Origin of the sequence: Acidobacterium capsulatum ATCC 51196 (assembly GCF_000022565.1) — a bacterium.
GTDB lineage: Bacteria > Acidobacteriota > Terriglobia > Terriglobales > Acidobacteriaceae > Acidobacterium > Acidobacterium capsulatum.
On the sequence record NC_012483.1, the window covers coordinates 2,997,794 to 3,016,218 of the forward strand.

General features: G+C 56.8%; 14 protein-coding genes. 2 read left to right on the plus strand and 12 right to left on the minus strand.

The features are described from left to right. Window positions 1-163 precede the first annotated feature (163 nt). From ACP_RS12320 to trpD, 7 genes are all read right to left on the minus strand, one after another. Window positions 164-1,153 carry a segregation/condensation protein A gene (locus tag ACP_RS12320; protein WP_476499098.1) on the minus strand — a complete coding sequence of 330 codons (990 nt, stop codon included), beginning with the start codon at window positions 1,151-1,153 and terminating at the stop codon, window positions 164-166. Window positions 1,154-1,156: 3 nt separating this feature from the next. Beyond that, window positions 1,157-2,749 (minus strand): tryptophan--tRNA ligase, encoded by a 1,593-nt coding sequence (gene trpS / locus ACP_RS17780; RefSeq protein WP_015897661.1) that lies wholly within the window; start codon window positions 2,747-2,749, stop codon window positions 1,157-1,159. Window positions 2,750-2,825: 76 nt separating this feature from the next. Then, window positions 2,826-3,527: a site-2 protease family protein gene (locus ACP_RS12330; protein ID WP_015897662.1), complete on the minus strand. Its 702-nt coding sequence runs from the start codon at window positions 3,525-3,527 to the stop codon at window positions 2,826-2,828. 49 nt (window positions 3,528-3,576) lie between these two features. Then, a complete protein-coding gene (locus tag ACP_RS12335) occupies window positions 3,577-3,945 on the minus strand; it encodes a cupin domain-containing protein (RefSeq protein ID WP_015897663.1) in 369 nt (122 codons plus the stop codon). Beyond that, window positions 3,942-4,550, minus strand: a complete 609-nt coding sequence (locus ACP_RS12340) for a hypothetical protein (RefSeq protein ID WP_015897664.1) — start codon at window positions 4,548-4,550, stop codon at window positions 3,942-3,944. The genes ACP_RS12335 and ACP_RS12340 overlap by 4 nt, the downstream gene beginning before the upstream one ends. Before the next feature lie 411 nt (window positions 4,551-4,961). Beyond that, complete coding sequence (locus tag ACP_RS12345; protein WP_015897665.1) at window positions 4,962-5,708, minus strand: SIMPL domain-containing protein; 747 nt, start codon at window positions 5,706-5,708, stop codon at window positions 4,962-4,964. 287 nt (window positions 5,709-5,995) lie between these two features. Further along, complete coding sequence (gene trpD / locus ACP_RS12350) at window positions 5,996-7,057, minus strand: anthranilate phosphoribosyltransferase (RefSeq protein WP_015897666.1); 1,062 nt, start codon at window positions 7,055-7,057, stop codon at window positions 5,996-5,998. 319 nt (window positions 7,058-7,376) lie between these two features. Here trpD and ACP_RS18825 point away from each other — a divergent pair, with 319 nt between their 5' ends. Continuing rightward, window positions 7,377-7,760, plus strand: a complete 384-nt coding sequence (locus ACP_RS18825) for a helix-turn-helix domain-containing protein (RefSeq protein ID WP_083770603.1) — start codon at window positions 7,377-7,379, stop codon at window positions 7,758-7,760. A gap of 129 nt (window positions 7,761-7,889) precedes the next feature. Then, window positions 7,890-10,871, plus strand: a complete 2,982-nt coding sequence (locus tag ACP_RS12360) for a protease pro-enzyme activation domain-containing protein (RefSeq protein ID WP_148215143.1) — start codon at window positions 7,890-7,892, stop codon at window positions 10,869-10,871. A gap of 171 nt (window positions 10,872-11,042) precedes the next feature. On the opposite strand, the gene ACP_RS12365 is transcribed toward ACP_RS12360, so the two are convergent. The 5 genes from ACP_RS12365 to ACP_RS12380 all read right to left on the minus strand — a co-directional run bounded on the left by ACP_RS12365 (window position 11,043) and on the right by ACP_RS12380 (window position 17,392). After that, window positions 11,043-12,836, minus strand: a complete 1,794-nt coding sequence (locus tag ACP_RS12365) for a type II secretion system protein GspD (RefSeq protein WP_169305976.1) — start codon at window positions 12,834-12,836, stop codon at window positions 11,043-11,045. Between the two features lie 62 nt (window positions 12,837-12,898). Next, window positions 12,899-14,830, minus strand: a complete 1,932-nt coding sequence (locus ACP_RS12370; RefSeq protein WP_083770605.1) for a type II secretion system protein GspD — start codon at window positions 14,828-14,830, stop codon at window positions 12,899-12,901. Window positions 14,831-14,980: 150 nt separating this feature from the next. Continuing rightward, window positions 14,981-15,931, minus strand: coding sequence for a hypothetical protein (locus ACP_RS18125; RefSeq protein WP_015897670.1), 951 nt, complete (start codon window positions 15,929-15,931; stop codon window positions 14,981-14,983). Next, a complete protein-coding gene (locus ACP_RS12375) occupies window positions 15,928-16,581 on the minus strand; it encodes a hypothetical protein (protein WP_148215144.1) in 654 nt (217 codons plus the stop codon). Before ACP_RS12375 ends, ACP_RS18125 begins: the two co-directional genes overlap by 4 nt. Before the next feature lie 22 nt (window positions 16,582-16,603). After that, window positions 16,604-17,392 carry an RNA polymerase sigma factor gene (locus tag ACP_RS12380; protein ID WP_148215145.1) on the minus strand — a complete coding sequence of 263 codons (789 nt, stop codon included), beginning with the start codon at window positions 17,390-17,392 and terminating at the stop codon, window positions 16,604-16,606. Window positions 17,393-18,425 lie beyond the last annotated feature (1,033 nt).

Consider the following 18,425-nt stretch of genomic DNA (forward strand, 5'->3'; position numbering starts at 1 on the left):
CCCCGGGTCCGTGTTTTCGGACCCGGGCAAATATTGCCCCGTGTTTTCGGACCCGGGAAACACGTGCCAGTCCTTAAACCCTCGCGGCGCGCCTCGGTCCGGCAAACACCAGGGCGCCGCAGGCGCGTGTGCCCGTCCTCTCCATTCTGGACGGCGAGTCCCCCTAGGCCCAGTCGTCCCGAATCAGGCTCGCGCTCTCCGTCAACACCTCATCAAACCGCTCCTGTTTCTTGATGAGAATATCGGTGAAGTTGCCCGGCTGAAACAGCAGCACCGCCTGCAGCCGCACCAGCTCCAGCAGTGCCAGAAACGTGCAGATCAGCGTGCGCTCCGAGCGCGTCGAGGCCAATATCCGCCGCAGCGAAACCGGCTTGTCCTCCGTCATCATCCGGCGGCGCACATAGTCAATCATCTGCCCCACCGTCACCGAGTCCTCCTCCACATCGAGAACCGGCTTCTCCCTGATCCGCTCCAGAATCTCGCGAAACACGCGCGCCAGGTCCATCGTGTCGGCCGCAATCTCCTGCTCCGTGCCCTCCGCGTGGCGAAACTCCCTGATCTGCGGATTCGAGAAGATCGCCGCCTCAATCTGCTGCTTCTGCGCCAGCATCTGCGCCGCATTCTTGAAGCGCTCGTGTTCGAGCAGCCGCTCCACCAGCTCCCGGCGCGGATCCTCCGCCTCATCGCCCGCAATCTCCACCGGCAGCCGAGGCAGCAGCATCTTGCTCTTGATGTGAATCAGCAGCGCGGCCATATAAATGAACTCGCCCGCCGTATCCACGTCGGTGTGCTTCAGCCGCTCCACATAGGCCAGAAACTGCGCCGTGATCTTCGCAATCGGAATGTCGTAGATGTCGATGTCCTGCTTGCGAATCAGGTCCAGCAGCAGATCGAGCGGCCCGTCATACACCAGCCCCACCGTCACCGAGAACGGAAACCCGTTCTCCTCCTCGCGGCCCTTGCCGCCCTTGTCCTTGCGCCCCTTGCCCTCGGCCGCGGCATCGGCCTTCGCCGTTTTGCTGACTGGCTCCAGCCCCGCCTTTACCGCCGCTGCCTCTCCGGCAGGCGCCGCTGCGCCCTCCACCGCGTCCGGCGCAGCGGATACTTCAACATCGATCTTCGGATTGTTCTCAGAGGAGTTCAATAAGTTCACTCTCTACAAAAGCGGCCGATAGTTACGCAGATACTCCGTAATGTCAATGAACTCGACTTCCGGAGCTATATTCGCACCGTTGGACACTTCTGGACGATTCAAATCAACGAACTGAAGCTGCCATTTGTCCCCGTGTTGGCGCACCCGAAGATGAATCTGTTCATTCTTGCGAAGCAGGCGTTTGGCTTGCGCAAAAGCTTGCGCATAAACGTTCTGCGGAAGCACAAAGTCATACAAATCATCTTCCGGACGCTTCCAGCAAAGCAGGGTCCATATCTCATACGAACGAGCCGGGATCCGGAAATGCCATCCATCTGGCTCTTCCACGGCAGCCGTGACGAGCACGCGTTTCTTCTTTGCCGTCAGGTAAGGCTCTTCGATCTCGCGCTCCAGGGTGGTGAAGACACGATTCGCCTCCTGCGAAAGCCGGGCGTCACGCGAAACCAGATTATTCACCCAGTAGTCGCGCAGAAAGATCGTTCTTTGATCGCTCGCAACAGCAAGCCAGTCTTCGCAATCCTCCAGGTGATAAAGCTTCTCCCGCTCTTGCGCGGTCAGGCCAAAGTAGCGCCGCACTGCGCCGAGTTCATGCGTAATACCCATGGCCGCTCGCACCGGCAGCATCGTCTCTTCCGCGCGGGCAGCCGCCTTCCTTGACTGCTCCCGCAGCATCTCCCAGGTCTCATCAATTCGCGCTTCATATCTCTGGCGCTTCTCATGAAAGGGATCTGTAATTGCAACCACCGAATGCCCAGCCTCGATCTTGCACCACTCACAAGGCAGTGAGGCTTTCCGGCATCCTTCCTGGGTTTGCGCGATAACCTCCGCGCTGCTGAAAATCTTGTGCAGATCGCCCACCGGGCAAAGATCAGGATCACCCGGATCAGAGGGCGTCATCCGCTGGCCGTTCGTGGACATGCGGTGAATCTTGGTCGCCACGGCCATGGGAGACTCGCTCAATCCGATCGTGTTGCCATAGCTCTTCGACATCTTCCGCCCATCCGTGCCGGGCAGTTTGGGGGTCGGCGTCAACAGCGACTCCGGCTCCGACAAAATCGAGGACTTATACATCGAATTGAACCGCCGAGCCACCTCGCGCGTCAGCTCCACGTGTGCCACCTGGTCCTGCCCCACCGGCACGTAATCCGCCTGGTAGAGCAGAATGTCCGCCGACTGCAGCAGCGGATATCCTAGAAACCCATACGTCGTCAGGTCCTTGGTCGTCAGGTTCTCCATCTGCTCTTTATAGGTCGGCACGCGCTCCAGCCAGCCCAGCGGCGTGAGCATCGAGAAGAGAAGATGCAATTCCGCATGCTGCGGCACATGGCTCTGAATGAAGATCGTGCACCTCTCAGGATCAAGTCCGGCGGCCAGCCAATCCAGCGCGACATCCAGCGTGTTCTGCTTGATGCGGCTCGGGTCCGCATAATCGGTCGTCAGCGCATGCCAGTCGGCAATAAAGAAGTAGCACTCATACTCGTGCTGCAGACGCACCCAGTTCGCCAGGGCGCCCATGTAGTTGCCAAGGTGCAGCTTGCCGGTGGGGCGCATGCCGCTCAGCACGCGCTTTTTTTGATCGGTTGTCGTGATCGGCACTCGGGTCCTTCAGAGGAAAAAGATTGCTCTCATTGTACGAATTCAAGCCCGCATAGCAGAATAACCGCCCGGTCCCTCACACCCGCAGCAGAATCATGTTCACCATCGCCAGCAGCGGACTCAGGAAAAAGTCCATCACCGGCGCGCCCACAAAAATGATCAGCGCCAGCCCAATCCAGCCGCCCAGCGAGTCGTAAAACTTCAGCGCGTTATAGGGCAGCAGGTTCCGCAGTATGTGCGAGCCATCCAGCGGCGGAATCGGCAGCAGATTAAAGATCGTCAGCATCAGGTTCAGCCACACGCTCAGGTACAACAGCAGCCCCACTGGAACCACCGCTCCGCCCTGCGTCAGCGCCAGTCCCCACGCGCCCGCCGCCAGCGCATGCACCACCAGCTCGCCCCCCGGAGCAGCCTTGGCCAGCACCACCAGCAGCACCACGCTCACCAGCGCAATCACCAGGTTGCTGCCCGGCCCGGCCAGCGTTACCAGCATGTCGTCGCGCTTGTAGTGCTTGAAGTTGCGCCCATTCACCGGCGTCGGCTTCGCCCAGCCAATCAGAAACTGCCCAAATCCCGGCGCAAACAGCATCACCAGCGGCAAAATAATCGTGCCCAGTATGTCGATGTGCTTCACCGGATTCAGCGTCACGCGTCCCAGCATGCGCGCCGTCTGGTCGCCCAGGCGCGAAGCCATCCACGCGTGCGAGGCTTCGTGCAGACTCAAGGCAAACAGAAGCAGTACAAATTCAAAGATTTTGATAACAATTTGCTGGTTCATGGACAGTCTGATCCTATCAGGCCATCCCCGCCGCCCGAACCCGTCCGCCCTACACCCACACGTCGTTGGCTGCCGTCAGCGCGCCGCCCGCATCACCCGTGTTCACCACCCCGCGCGGCTCCAGAATCAGCGCATGACACTCCCCGGCCGCCCGCGTAATGTGCTCCACCCCGCGCGGAACCACAAACATCTCTCCGGCCCCGAGCGTCACCGTGCGATCCCGAAAGCCAATCTCCATCTCGCCTTCGATCACCAGAAACGCCTCGTCCGTGTCCTCGTGCTGGTGCCACACAAACTCGCCCTTGAGCTTCACTACCTTGAACTGGTAGTCATTCATCTCGGCCACCACGCGCGGCGACCAGTGCTCTTCAAACTTCCCGAGCTTCTCCCTCAGGTTCACCACCTGCGGCTCACTCACACCCAGCTCCTCTCCGTCCCGGACGGTCCCGGCGGCGTCACCACCGCACCCCGTCCCACCATCATGCCCTTCGGAATCCTCAGCGCCGTCCGGTCCTCGAGCACCGCATACGGGCGAATCACGCACTCGTCCTCGAGCGCGACTTGATAGCCAAACGTGAACTCCACGCCGTGATAAATCTTCACGCCGCTGCCCATTTCCGCAAAAATGTGCCGCCCCAGCATCCGCCGGAAGCGAAATCCCAGGCAATGGTTCAGCGCCAGCGGCGTCCGGTCAAACATCTGCCAGAACCACACCAGCGGCTTCACCGGCGCAAACCGCTCGCGGTCCAGCTCCGGCTCATACTCGGCCGCCAGCGTCACATTGTTCGGGTCCAGCGCCAGCTCCATCACGTTGTAGGGCAGCTCGCTCACCAGCGTAAAGTTCAGCCGCCCGGCCGGCGCGCGCCCCAGCAGAATATGGTGCAGATTATCCCGCACCAGCTCGGCCCGAATCGACGGCTTCTTGTGCCGGGTAAACTCATCGTCCAAAAACGCAATCCAGCGATCAAAGACCTCATCGGCCTCCCGCGTCGGCCGCGGCTCAGCAACTTCAGGATTCGTCATAACCATCCTTCGCCAACGAGTGTACGCCGCCCGCATCTCCTCCGAAAAAGGCGGGTGCCCCACGTCTCGATTTTGAGACGTGGGAGCCTTGTCCTGCTCAGTCCGCCCGTGGGGACCCCGGGTGCCCCATGCAAGCCTGCCGTTGCCTTGAGTGCGGTTGTTTCTTTTGCCTCATAGAACGCCCGTATCAGGGCACGGCTTCAGCCGTGCCGTCAGGCAGCAAAATTAAAGACGGGCTTCAGCCCCTGCATCCCACCCCGCCTTGTCATTCCCGATCGAACGAAGTGAGCGGAGGGACCTGCATGATTTTTCGCCCGCCAATCCAGCAGTGCCCACCCGGCGAGCAACGCGAGCGCCGAGGGACCCGGCACCCAAAAGGCGCCGAAGGCGCGCCCGCCTGGACGGCCAGTCCTACTGAATCGCAAACACCGCATACACCGTCGCCGAATCCGTGATCCGCTCCGGCTCAATGCTCAGCGGTTTCACCGCCTCTTGCGGAGCGGCCGACTTCGCCATCATCATCGCGTGAAAAATCGGCGTCGGTGTGAGCGTGGGTCCGCGATTGCTCGCATACAGCAGCGGACCCAGCGTCACGCCCAGCCCCTCGGCCATCGTGGCCGCCATGCGCTTGTCGTTGGCCAGTGCCTTGGCTGCGGCCTTGGCCAGCAACGCCTCGTCATCGGCCACTGACCACTGAATATTCCCGCTATTGTTCGCCCCCGCCGTCACGGCCGCATGCAGCACGCGCGCCACCTCGCCCGCCTTCAGCCGCACCGCCCACGTCTGCTCCGCGTGGTATTTGCGCGCCTCGCGCTCGGCCGGAGTCAGGTTCTGGTTCTCATACGCCTGTGTCTCCATAACCGACTCGCTCTGGCTCTCGATCTGGTCCTTCGCCACGCCGGCCTTGGCCAGCGCATCGGCAATCGCATTTGAGGTCTTCGAGGCCTCGGCATAAGCCGCCTCTGACGTGGGTCCATACACGCTGTAGCCAACGCTCAGCACCGCGCGATCCGCCGTCGCGGTTGCCGTCCCGTTACTGGTCACCGCCAGCGTGCGATTCGCCTTGCTCACCTGAATCGTCTGCGCCCCTGCAGCCACCGCACCCGTCAGTAGCAGCGCCATTCCCCAACGAACCGTTTGCGAAACTCGCAAAGCCATACCGTCTCTCCTTACCTCGATTGGAACTGTGGGTTCTGCCAGTTTGAGATGCGGCAAAGGCGTGCCTGGGTTTGGCCTGACTTATCATCCCGAACTCCGCCCCACCCACAATGCGTCATTCTGAGCGAATCGGGGTGGTGAAGCGAAGAATCCCGGCGATGCTCCGGTCGCTAAATGCCGTCCGGAGTTTCTCCCAATATCCCCGCCACTCCTCTCCCAGCGTCCACAGCGAGAACGCCCCACAACTGCCAACTGCCAACTGAGGACTGACAACTGACAACTGACAACTACCCGATCGTCTTCCCAAAGGCCCGCAGCTTCTCCACCGTCTGCCGCGCCGCGCCCGACTCAATCGCAATCGCGCACCGCGCCACGCCTTCTCTGAAGCTTGTCGCAACTCCGCTCACCACCAGCGCCGCCGCGGCATTCAGCAGCACAATGTCGGTGCGCGGTCCCGTCTCGCCCTCTAAAATCTTCTCGATCAATGCCGCATTCGCCGCCACCGTTGCCGCGCCCTGCAGTTGATCGAGCGTGCAAAAAGGCAGGTCCGCCTCTGACGGATAAAACTCATGCCGCCGCAGCAGCCCGTCGCGCACCTCCACCATGTGCGACATGCCCGTCAGCGTCAGTTCATCGAGTCCGTCGCTGCCATGCACCACCATCGCGTGCCGCACGCCCAGCCTGGACAGCGCCTCGGCGGCCACCACCACCTTGTTCGCCGCATACACGCCCATCACCTGCGCCCGCGCTCCGGCAGGATTCGTCAGCGGCCCGGCCATATTGAAAATCGTGCGAAAGCCCAGCGCCCGCCGGATCGGCTGCACCCGCTTCAGCGCCGGATGCAGCGCCGGCGCATACAGAAACGCAAATCCCGTCGCCCGCAGGCACTCCACCGACTGCTCCGGCGTCAGCGCCACCGGAATCCCCATCGCCTCCAGCACATCCGCCGACCCGCACTTCGACGTCACCGCGCGATTGCCGTGCTTGGCCACCTTCGCGCCCGCCGCCGCCGCCACCAGCGCCGCGCCCGTCGAAATGTTGAACGTGCCATCCCCCGAGCCGCCCGTCCCGCAGGTGTCCACCAGCGCCGCGCGCTCCTCGTCGGTAAAGGGCAGCGGAACGGCATGCGCCCGCATCTCCTCGGCAAAGCCGGCCAGCTCCTCGGCCGTCTCGCCGCGCTGCGAAATCGCGGTCAGCATGCGCGAAATGTCATCCGTGCTCGCCTCGCCCATGATCATCTCTCGCAGCGCTACACGGGCTTCCTCACGGGTCAGCGTCCCGATGTCTTCAACAACCTTCTGCACTAGCCGGGCAAACGGGCGGGGAGAGTCTTTCATGGCTGCAGACATGCTACTGCAACCCCCAGCGCATCCGCTCTGTAATTTGCGCCAACCCTCCCGGTGCCCCATTCAAGCGGCGTTGGCTTGAGTGGGGTTGCTTCTTTTGCCTCGCATGACACCTGTATCAGGGCACGGCTTCAGCCGTGCCGGTAAGCAGCCAATAGGGACTGGCTTCAGCCCCTGCATCCCACCCTACCCCTGTCATCCCGGCCAAGTGAATGTGATTTTGTATCTCATTGCAAGAATGGGAGATAAATAAGGTATTTTGCGCTGTGCAGGAATTGTGCAGGCATTTGTGCCCGCCTCTTCAAGTTGATAGTGCAACAAGGTGAGAAAAAGCTCAAAGAATTGGGGTAAATGCACCTCCAGTGGCTTAAGCCACTGGAGGTGCATTTTGGCGACATACCGACACCTGGGTCTCGATGACCGGGTACAAATTCAAGTCCTCACGAAACGAGGCATCTCGGATGCGGAGATTGCTCGGGAGTTGCAGGTTCATCGTTCTACCGTCGGTTGGGAGCGGCGACGAAACAAAGTGGGCAGCAAGTATTACCATCATCAGGCGCAGGCCTGCGCGGATCGACGTCAACGAGAACGGCGTCAGCGTCCGTCGAAGCTGACGCCTGCGGTGGTCGCCTTCGTTGAAGAAAAGTCGTGTGTCGGAGATTGGGAAGAGCAGCAAGTTGCTTCTCTCCGATACCTATCGATGTAAGCAGCCCGCAGAGGACTTGAACCATAATCCGCTTTATTCAATGACTTATAGCGCGCCAGCAAGACAGCTGAGTTAAGAAGGCATTATTGGGGGCGTTAGGCAAGATTTCTTCGCGCGCGGGAAGATGCTGTGTTTGTAACGGCAATACGTGACAAGAGAAACTTTCTCCTCAATGGTGAGAGAGCAGGGCTAATGTCGAGTCGTAGCTTCGCGAAGGTCAGAGTTGCGGGTTTGAATATACGGTTATTCTTCAGAGCATGTGTTGTTGCGGGATATCTGCTATGCATTATGTATGTCGGCATAGCCGCAGGCGAGGTCCAGAGCCGGATTACTGGCACCGTCAATTCGAACCAGGCCGTATCGCTGCAGGGAAGTGCGTTCCCATCTGCACGCCCGCAGAATCGCGTCGGCCCGATGAGTGTAGACACGCAACTCACCGGCATCACTATAGACTTCAAGCCCACAATAGCTCAGAAGGCAGAGCTCGACGCGCTACTGAAGGCGCAACAGACGCCTGGTTCGTCGTGGTATCACAAATGGCTTTCGCCCGCGGAGTATGCAAGCGAATTCGGTCTGAGCGACAACGATCTTTCGAAGATCGAACGTTGGTTGCAAGATCAGGGATTCACAATCGACCGCGTCGCAAATAATCATAGCTACATCACCTTTTCCGGCACCGTTTCCCAGGTCAATTCAGCGTTTGCGACGGAGATGGATTACTACAAGATTGCAGATAAGACCCACTTTGCCAATGCAACCAATCTCTCCATCCCTTCCGCTCTTTCCGGTGTTGTGGAATCCGTGCGCAATCTTAACGACTTTCGGCCAAGACCGCATGTGCGTTTTCATCTTTCACACACGGGCGCTGTGCGGCCCGGCTTTACGTCTTCTGAGTCGGGTAGTCATTATCTGCAACCCGGAGATGTTGCTACGATCTATGACATTACGCCCGCATATGATGCCGGTTATACGGGTTCTGGCCAGTCCATCGCGGTCGTTGGCCAGTCGGAGATCGATGTCTCCGACATCGAGCATTTTCAGAGCGCGGCCGGGCTCACCGAAAAAGCACCTACCCTGGTTCTGGTTCCGGGTTCGGGAACGGCGGCATTTTCTTCCGACGATGAGGCGGAGTCTGATCTCGATCTGGAATACGCTGGGGGCATTGCCAAGGGAGCGGCTATTTACTTCGTTTACGTAGGAAATAACCAGAATTACAGCGTCTTTGACGCCCTGCAGTATGCCGTAGATACAAAGATTGCTCCCATCATCAGCATGAGCTATGGTGCCTGCGAGATGGAGCTGAGCTCCGATGATTACTCCAGCCTCGAGTCCATTATGGAGGAAGCCGCAAGTCAGGGGCAAAGTGTGATTGTCGCGACAGGCGATGACGGCTCGACAGATTGCTATGGAGAAAGTGGGCTGAGTGAGACGAAACAGGAAGATCTCGCCGTCGACTATCCAGCCAGCAGCGCGTATGTGACCGGGGTGGGCGGCACGGAGTTTCCCGCAGCTGATATCGCTTCTTCAAACACCACCTACTGGGAATCTGCGTCGGGAAGCGACGTCATTACATCCGCGAAGTCATACATCCCCGAGGTAGCCTGGAATGACGATTCAACCTGTGCGGAATATGTTAGCGACGGCAGCTCTCCACTCTGCTCCGGCGGGGGTGGAGTAAGTACATTAACAGCTCGTCCAAGTTGGCAATCAGGTGTAACGGGGATTCCTTCAGGCGGTTATCGCCTAGTGCCGGATCTGTCGTTGAATGCGTCTCCGGTGAATGGGGGCTATCTCTATTGCACCAGCGACACCTCGGCCTGGAGCGAAGGACAACAGGCAAGTTGCAGCGACGGCTTTCGCGATTCTGCCACGCAGGACCTGACCGTTGCCGGTGGCACGAGTTTTGACGCGCCGATTTTTGCAGGCATGCTGGCAATTCTCAACCAGAAAGAGAACTCTACCGGTCAAGGGCTCATCAATTCAACGCTCTACCAACTTGCCTCGGATTCAAGCGCTTATGCCTCCGTGTTCCATGACATCACGAGCGGCGGTAATCAGTGCACGGCCGGATCCCAGTACTGCTCATCGACTGGCAAGTCTGAATATACGACCACAACTGGGTATGACGAGGCAACCGGTCTCGGGTCGGTGGACTTTTATAATCTACTCACTTCTTGGACGTCTGGCTCTTCTGCATCGCTGGAGGCCACCACGACGTCCCTCTCAGCTGCTACCGCAACTCCCTCTGCCGGTGCAAGCGACACGATTACTATCACCGTCGCCCCACAGTCGAGTTCGATCAGCAGCACACCGACCGGTACCGTGGCCGTCGTCGTAGACGGAACCACGGAAACGTCTTCGCTGGCGCTGACTAATGGCTCGGCCACATACACGTTTAGCTCAACAACGTCTGGGTCACATGTGATTGAGGCAACCTATTCGGGCGACTCGATTTTTGCTGGGTCCTCTGGTTCCATCACTGTCGATGTAGGCGGCGTGAATGGAAGCACATCCCCGGGAACTTTTACCGTATCGGCGTCGAATCTGACCGTATCGCAAGGAAGTTCGGGCACATCGACCATCACGGTCACTTCACAAAATTCCTATTCGGGCACCGCGAGCTTCTCACTGTCGACAACCAGCGCTTCTTTGTTGGAGTACGGCTGTTATTCCATTCCTAACGTGACCGTCTCTGCGGATCAGACAGCGACCACAACACTGACCATCTATACCTCGGAGAATGACTGTAGTTCCAGCTCGATTCGAAAAATGCAGCGCCGGTCATTCCTCCGCGCATCGACTGTGTCGGCAACCACCTCGCAGCCAAACAAACCCGGCCGCGGCCCATTTCCGGTTGCCTTTGCATGTATCGCTGGGGGAGTCCTATTTGTCCGTAAGCGCCGATTGAGAGCATTGCTATCGTGTTTACTCGTGGTTGGTGCCCTGTCATTGCCCATTGCGTGCGGCTCCCGGTCTGCCTCTTCCTCAAGTAGCTCCAGTTCCACGGCTGATGAAGTAGCCAAAGGGACATACACCATCACGCTCGATGGTGTGGACATCGCTGATTCCAGCATCGCATCTTCTACAACTTTCGCTCTCACTGTGGACTGAAGGCATCGGCAACACGAAGATCGGAGGTGCTCAAGCTGGGGAGCACTCTCTGATGACGGGGGCGCGCCGGCAAACGTGGGATGCTGGCGCCTTTCCGGAGAGAACGGGGAGCGACCCCTTGCCGCTCCCCGTTCATAATATTCTAATCCGGGCAAATAAGTGGAGCTAGAGCTACTCCAATGGAATAACAGGTCCTGAGATACCTGGGTGTCCGAGACGAATGATATGGGGCGTCACGAGAATGACCAGTTCTTGGTCACTGCTGCTGGTATCACGATTTGTCATATCGTGCAGGTCGGGGATCTCACTTAATCCGGGCATCCCAGTGAGATCAAGATTGTTCTGTTTAGACATCGAACTGACGATGAGCGCACTGTAGCCCGCGTGGATAGACACCTCTCCGCTGTACTGACGGTTGGTCAGCACTGGTATATCGTCGAGCGTAGTTCCTGCGAGTCCAGATAGTTGCAACTTCATGTGTAGCGTGACGTTCTTATTGGCTTGAATCGAAGGTGTGACCTTGAGTGTCAATCCAAGATTGACGTATTGAAATTGCGGACTTGTGCCTGTGGACTCTCCCAGGTTCCCGAGATTTGAAAGCTTTCCGGTCATGATCGGGTAACGCTCGCCATCCAGAAATGTTGCCTCTTTCTGGTCTCGTACACTGAGTTGTACCTGGTCGAGCGATATGACATTAGAAGAGGTGAGCAACATGTTTGCGGCGGTCGTATTCCACTCCGCTCCTGTCTCAGTAATTCCTCCGCCGAAGATTACAAATGGATTGTTGAAGTCGGTTCCAGAAATATCTCCCGCCGCAAGTAGAATTCCAATGATCGTCTCCCAGTCGCCGGCTTTAGCGAGACCGCTGGAAATGATCTCTTGTACAAGACTTGCATTCTCAGCCAGCACGCTGTCTGCCTCGGAATTCAAATTGAACAGTGTGACCGAGTTCGGAAGAATCGCACCTGTGTCATTCTCACCCGTGCGATCTACCTCGTAGACATGAATGTCCAACCTGACTTCGCTTGTGTCATCCAGCAGTTCGCGGTAAAGATGATTCAAAGCCATTAGAGTTGCGCCAGGCGCGCGCAGCGTAATGACCTTCTGATCCGGACTCAGCACAGCGCGAGTCACGCCGCCTGAATTGCGGGCAATATTTTCCATCTCCTCCAGTTCGTTTCTATCCATGCCGGGGAAGGTAATGGTTTCCATGATCTGGGGGTCGTATTGCCTCAGATTTTTCGTTGTATTCGCAACCACCAGAGCGCGGCGCACGCCCAAAGGTACAATTAAAACTCCGGTTGCCAGCCGAAGCGCCTTCTCCGCGCTCTTGAAATCTAGAGAATCCACGTCAAAGAACACGGACTGATCGTCGATATCAGGACCGATCTCTGCCTGGATACCGTAGGCTTGCAGGACCTGACGTATCACCGAAGGCTTCGTTGCGTGCAGATGAAAACTACAGTCTGCCTTCAATGCCACAAGTTTAATGGGCGCATTCGCACGCGAGGAATGCTGTCTTACGATAACGGGACTGCTTTCTGCTTTTGTCTTTTTTTTGTGAGGATGCAGTGTTGCCATTGCACTATACGGATGAGGCAGGGAAGCGTAATGCAAAGCATCCAGAATTTGACCGCTATGGGCGGCAGTTCCGGGCTCCCTTGCGAATGGAGTCGCAGAAAACCTCAGTGCCATACGCGCCGCAAGTGAATAGCGAGGGTTCGACCTATCCAGTTTTTCAGCAAGAAGAAACTCTTTCTCCGCAACTTTCATCCGATGCCGTTGAAAAGCACGCACCCCCTCCAGGTAGTGTTTCTCTGCTCTCATTTGATTTTGTCTTGATGTATGACGTGCCCCGGTCTGGTGCGTCTCATCTAGAGAAGCGATCTTTTGGTTCGCCATGAAGGCAGGGCCTGGTTCAACAAGTGGCTTTCCTACCCAGGCCGCTGCATTGCAGGTTGGCATCGTCAGGGCCGCTATGAGAACGGCTGACGCTCGCGCTCTAAGCATCATTCAGCACCTGTCAACTATGGATGTGACGCCGCTTGAGAAGAAGCCGCTTTGGGCTTCGCCGCCAAACTACTGTTCAGTTGGCCCGGAGGCTCGCGGAGTTGAATCATGTCTGCCGTTCCCGTATCTATCTCGCGCATGGTCAGTGGGTCGACTTGTGGCGAGCGAATGATATGAGGAGTAATCATAAAAACTAGCTCGTCGCTGGTGACCTCGTGCTTCTGGGTTGTGAAGAGATATTTCATGAAGGGAATCTCTCCAAAGCCTGGCCAGCCGCTCACGGTCTGGCTCACTTCTTTCTTGAGCAGACCAGCAAGGATAGTCGATTCGCCATTTTTTAGCCGAACAATCTGCTGCGCTTTCTCCTGGCTGATGATTGGCTCCTCAACACCCTCCAGATCTTCAGTGCCGTTCTCTGAAGAGACATCCACGCCAAGCTTTAACGTCACAGTGTGATCGAGATGAATCTGGGGCGTCATGTCAATATTGACGCCCACATCAAGATATTGAAATTGGGTTTCTGCTGCAGCGCTTGTCGAGCCCGTGGCATAGGTATAGGAACCAGTAGCCACAGGCAGCCGTTCCCCGAGCTTAAGACTGGCTTGTTCTCCGTTGAGAGCACGCAGTCGCGGGTTTTGCAGGATTTGTGTATTTGAGTCTGTTAACAGAAAGTCGGCTGCTGCCTGGCCGATGGTGATGCTATAGGCGGAGGTGTGTCCAATCTGTTCCAACGTCTGCGACGACCCGGAGTTTACAGTCAGCGACGTGGGAGGAGAAAGACCAATTTCCCGCATCTTGTCGCGGCTGACTTCCATTACTGTAACATCGACAAGGACTTCCGGTTTAGGTTCATCCAGACTTGCGATGAGCATCTTCGCCAGGCGCAGCTCATCTGGCGTGCCGAGCATCACGATTGTGTCGTTGCTCTCTATTCCGAAAATCCTTGCGGACTGAAATACATTTCTTAACGCTGTTTGAATACCGGTGAAGTCGCTCGCCTGCGACACGTTGCCAACGTAAAAAACTTCAAGGGCCTGATTGCTGTATTCTTTCCGCTTAGCCGGAGTATTTTGAGCGACAAAGATCGTGTTGTGCGTAACAGGCTGCCAGAAGGTTCCAGATACCTTGCCCACAATGTTCAGAGCCTGGTAGGGAGTGACATTGCTGAGATCCACCTGAATCCTGTTTGAGCTAGAGGATGGATCGAACAGCACGTTGATGCCAAGCAGCTTTCCGATAGTGAGATAAATAACTTTACTGTCCGCAAGCATGTGAAGCGTTACGGGTCCGGCAACAGGAATATCGAGGTCGACGGGAGACTCAGGCATATTTTCTGCCGAACCAGATGGAGCAGTCGATGCCTGGGTATGGGTGTTCTGCTGCAACCTCAGTTCCAGCGCGCGCGCGTCCGACTCAGCCATCTCATTAGTTGGATCGGCGTCGAGTGCTTTTAGATAAGCAGCCAGAGCTGGAGCGAGGTTGCCATGTGTAGCAAACCCCTGCCCTTCCTTAACGTATTCCTCTGCGGCAGCCGTGCGCACGCGCTCAAAGGCGATACGATAGCGAATCTCTCCTGGCTTTAATTCGGATGCGCTCTTATAAGCGCGATATGCGGCGATAGCATCATTTCGGGCTTCTGCAGCCTGCCCAATTTTATAATCACGCTTCGCGGATTCTGCGAGGGCTGGCGTGAGCAGCATCAGCAGGGGCACGGCGGCGAGAAGGACTCGAATATAAACTGTTACAAATGCATGTCGCGAATACGGCACAGAATAACTCCTGCCGGTATTGACTCGAAGCACTTCCCGGCTTCCCGGGATTTTGTAAATAAATGCGGTAATTAAATATTTCTTCGCTTGGGGTGGCGGGGAATTATCAGAGATGCGCACTGAGTGGCTCAGGCTATTTACATGTGATTTTTGCTTCCCGACATGATAGACGGTTGGCATTGCCGCAGCGCTCAAGGAAATGTGCGCTTATTCAGGCATAGATGCAAAACGATCCTGAATCATTATCCACGGCATAACCGTCTGCCGCGTTGCGAGGTGTTATATGAGCAGGACAACGCGTGGGTTCTACGCTAGTCGCAAGACCACGACCTAGAAGTCGGTCGGATCGAAAGGCCGCGGTGGCGTGTCGAGTCTTTGAAGGGTGTAGCCGGCAGGAATGCGAAACAGGCTCTCCTTTGGATTCTCCAGCCTGAGCCCTTTGATCATATAGGTCGTATTGCCGAACCGCGCATCTCTACGCATGCTTAACAATACAAGTTGAAGCTTTGGCGAATACCATGTATCTTCTGTTGTTACTATTGGACGATCGTTACCAATAGCGCTGACCGGAATGGTCCAGGTTCGCCGTGTTCCTATCGCTTTTACGCCGTCCACTGTTCTGGAGCCCAATGTTTTTGTTTCCGTGTCGCATCCGTCGCAGCCGCCGGCGAACTCTAGCCGGAAGGACGGTCCTCCCATGTCCGCTGCCCCAGGTATGTGATGAACGGAAAGCTGTTGGGTAGCTCTCGAAGCTGCTCCGGGAGACGCGTTTCGGAAGATTGGCTTGCCGGGAAGAACGCCTATCGGAGAGACATGGGCAACTTTCACATCTGAGGTGAAAACAATATGTTCGTGTGAGACTGGATCGAAGATAGAGGTAAGAATCGGCGGTTGTGCGTGAACGTCTGCGGTGGAACCGTTGCCCCCTGCTCGAAAAACGAAGAATGCTCCATTCCACCCCAGTCTCTCGACACGAACCGTTCTTCCTTGCTTATCGCGCGCAACCGTTGCAGTAATTGTCTGTCGGATGTGCGTGCCGTCTGCCAGCGTTTGCCTGATTTCTGTGATGGCCTCGGCCTGATAGGGCTCGTTTCTTACGACTGCCGTTCGTTCTGGCCCCTCAAAGGGTCCGCCCAGTCCAGGAGGTGGTCCAACCTGCATACCCGCAATCAACTGTCCATTGATCTCATGACCATTTATAAGATCGGCGTGAACAGCTCCCGCAGCATAGACTCCATAGCAAGTTACAAGAGTCAGACAGCAGCAGAGCTTCCAGTTCATTCCATGTCTCCTGTTGTAGTGAGCGGGAAAGGCACGCTGAGGGCGCGCGGCAGACCGTCAGCGCCCAGGATTAATTCTGCGACAAATCGGTGATGACCCTCCTCGGAACTGACAGGGACTCCCAAGGTAAGCAGCTCATTCTGCGAGACAGACACAGGAATCGTTGAGATGGTTCCTGTCGTCACCGCGCGGTCAGAGTACGGCAGCGGAATGATAAGATTACCTGCTTCGTTTGCAACCGCTGCAGAGATGACAGTCTCGGTATGAACTGCTTCCGGCGCTGTCGATGACGAGATCTTCGCCGCAGAGGCAGCGGGATGGGTGGGCACAGGCTGTGCAGAATTAGAGGCGATTCTGGCGATACCGGACGCATCCCTTTGCGGCAAAAGAAGCCTTGTTATCAGCCAAGGCAAAAGGACACAGGCCACTGTGGCAGCTGCAGAGAGAGCAAGAATGCGGACCCGCACTGCGCGCTGTCTCGAATCTAAGGCGCCTGGCTTCTGCGCATTAGAGTGCTGTTTGCTGATTATCCTGAGGTATTCGCGCAAAGCTGGAGGAGGTTCGTGCTGAGTCTGATGCCGTAGTTCCTCCAGCATCGAATCCAGGGAAGAAAACTGTGCGTTCTCTATCTTCGACGAGGACGGTTTCATTTGCGTACCCTCCTTATTCATATTATTGAGCCTTGGATGAAGCGGATTTCTCATCGGAGGGCTGACGCATCTTTGCTGCCAGCAGCCCCTTCGCACGATTCATGCGGGAGGCGATGGTGCCTTCTGTGACCTGCAGAAGCGTCGCCGCATCCTTATAGCTCTTCTCCTGCAGGCTGCACAATACGAGAACCTCTCTGTAGTGCGTCGGAAGTTCTAAGATGGCGCGATACAAGCTCCGCAATTCTGCCCGGGCCACAACTACGGCCAAGCTTTCATCGGATATTCTGCCATTGCCGGTGAGGAGTTCATTGGTCTCATTTCCTATAGAAAGGTCTAACATACCCTCCAGAGAGACGAGTCGTCTCCCTTTGCGCAGCTCTCTCCTCGCGAGGTTTCTTGCAATTCCCAGCAGGTAGCCTTCGAGTGTTCCTTTTTCCGGATCGAAACCCAGTTGTTTTTCGCCAGACATTATTTCCAGGATCACCACAAACGCTTCCTGGGTCAGATCTTCCGCAATCGTGAGAGACCCTGTCATGTGTACCAGAAAACGATAGATGGTTCGCGAATAGCGATCGTAGATTGCCAGGAAAGCCTGATTGTCGCATTCTGATATATCTGCTTGCGCTGCAGTTTCAGAGTCGCGATCGGAGTGCCTTCCTTCGGCGCGCGCATCCGTTTTCGGCTGAAACCATAGCAACAATCTTTTCCTGTCTTGCATTGCAATCTTGACGCGAGAGACTTCCAAAATGCTCAGATTTTCTTTGGAAAATACGGAATAGAGCTTGCCCTGCGATGGTCGTTCGATGCACACGGCCTCTCTCTGTCAGAGGCGGTCGAAGTAGCCCCTTTGGAGGGTGGTTAATGCGCTCTTGCTGACCTTTACGGTGCTGTGTGCGAAGCTTGCTCTAAGCCGGAAGGCGAAGTCTCTTCCAGGTCGTCGGAGTTTCAGGTCTAAAGTTCGGTCTGGAAGCCGTGCCTTGAAAGATACTGAGATGGGGTCGAGCAACACGGCTAAACTGAAACGTCGGGAATTAGCGGCCCAATACGGATATCAGGCAGACCTATCTGTCCATGATGGTCGAGAATGGCCGGCGTCGTGTATCTCCTGATCTTGCTTCCTAAGCGTTGAAAGTCTTTGAGGCCCTGCAGCCGCATTGCCGCTCTCGATCTGAAAGAGCCCAAGCAGTAGACCGATGACGAATGGAAGATGCAGCTTGGAGCGCTGCGAGACCCCGGCTTTGCGTATCCGCGCGGAAAGCCTCGCCGCACTCCCGCACAAGTGCTCTTTTCAAGCCCTGAATAGAAGTGATCTGGATACGCGGGTCGTAGAAGCGCTTCCCTGGCTCGTCTTCACAGATGCAGACATGGACTGGGAGTGGCTGGTTCGGAACGCGAACCGCGCGCGTTTCGTCCTTCGGCGAGGCCGAAGATTGCAAAGGTGCCGGGATGCGGGGAGTGTCCATGGAGTAACCCGCCTCGCCACCAGCTTGCGCCAGCCGCTTTGGCACGTCAAGCACCCGACCGCAGAAAGATCTTGCCCATCTACGCGTTTACGCGCGTAAACGCATCGGCGTCGCAATCAATGCTCCGATCTCCAAGCAACTGAATCAACACGCGTTCACGCCTGCAAACCAAAACCGCAAGCCGGTTTACCGGCAGCAACCCTACTGGGGGTGACGTGTCGTAGCGTCAATCCCGTGCGCAAGCACGGAACCGGCAAGGTGTAGCGAATGCAAGAGTCGTACGGTGAGGGCCTAGCCAGCCACACCGGCTCCGAGTCTTGCGGATGTGGCCGTAAGGCCATGTACGAAGCGTAGACAGGAGGAACTACAGGCCAGGCTATT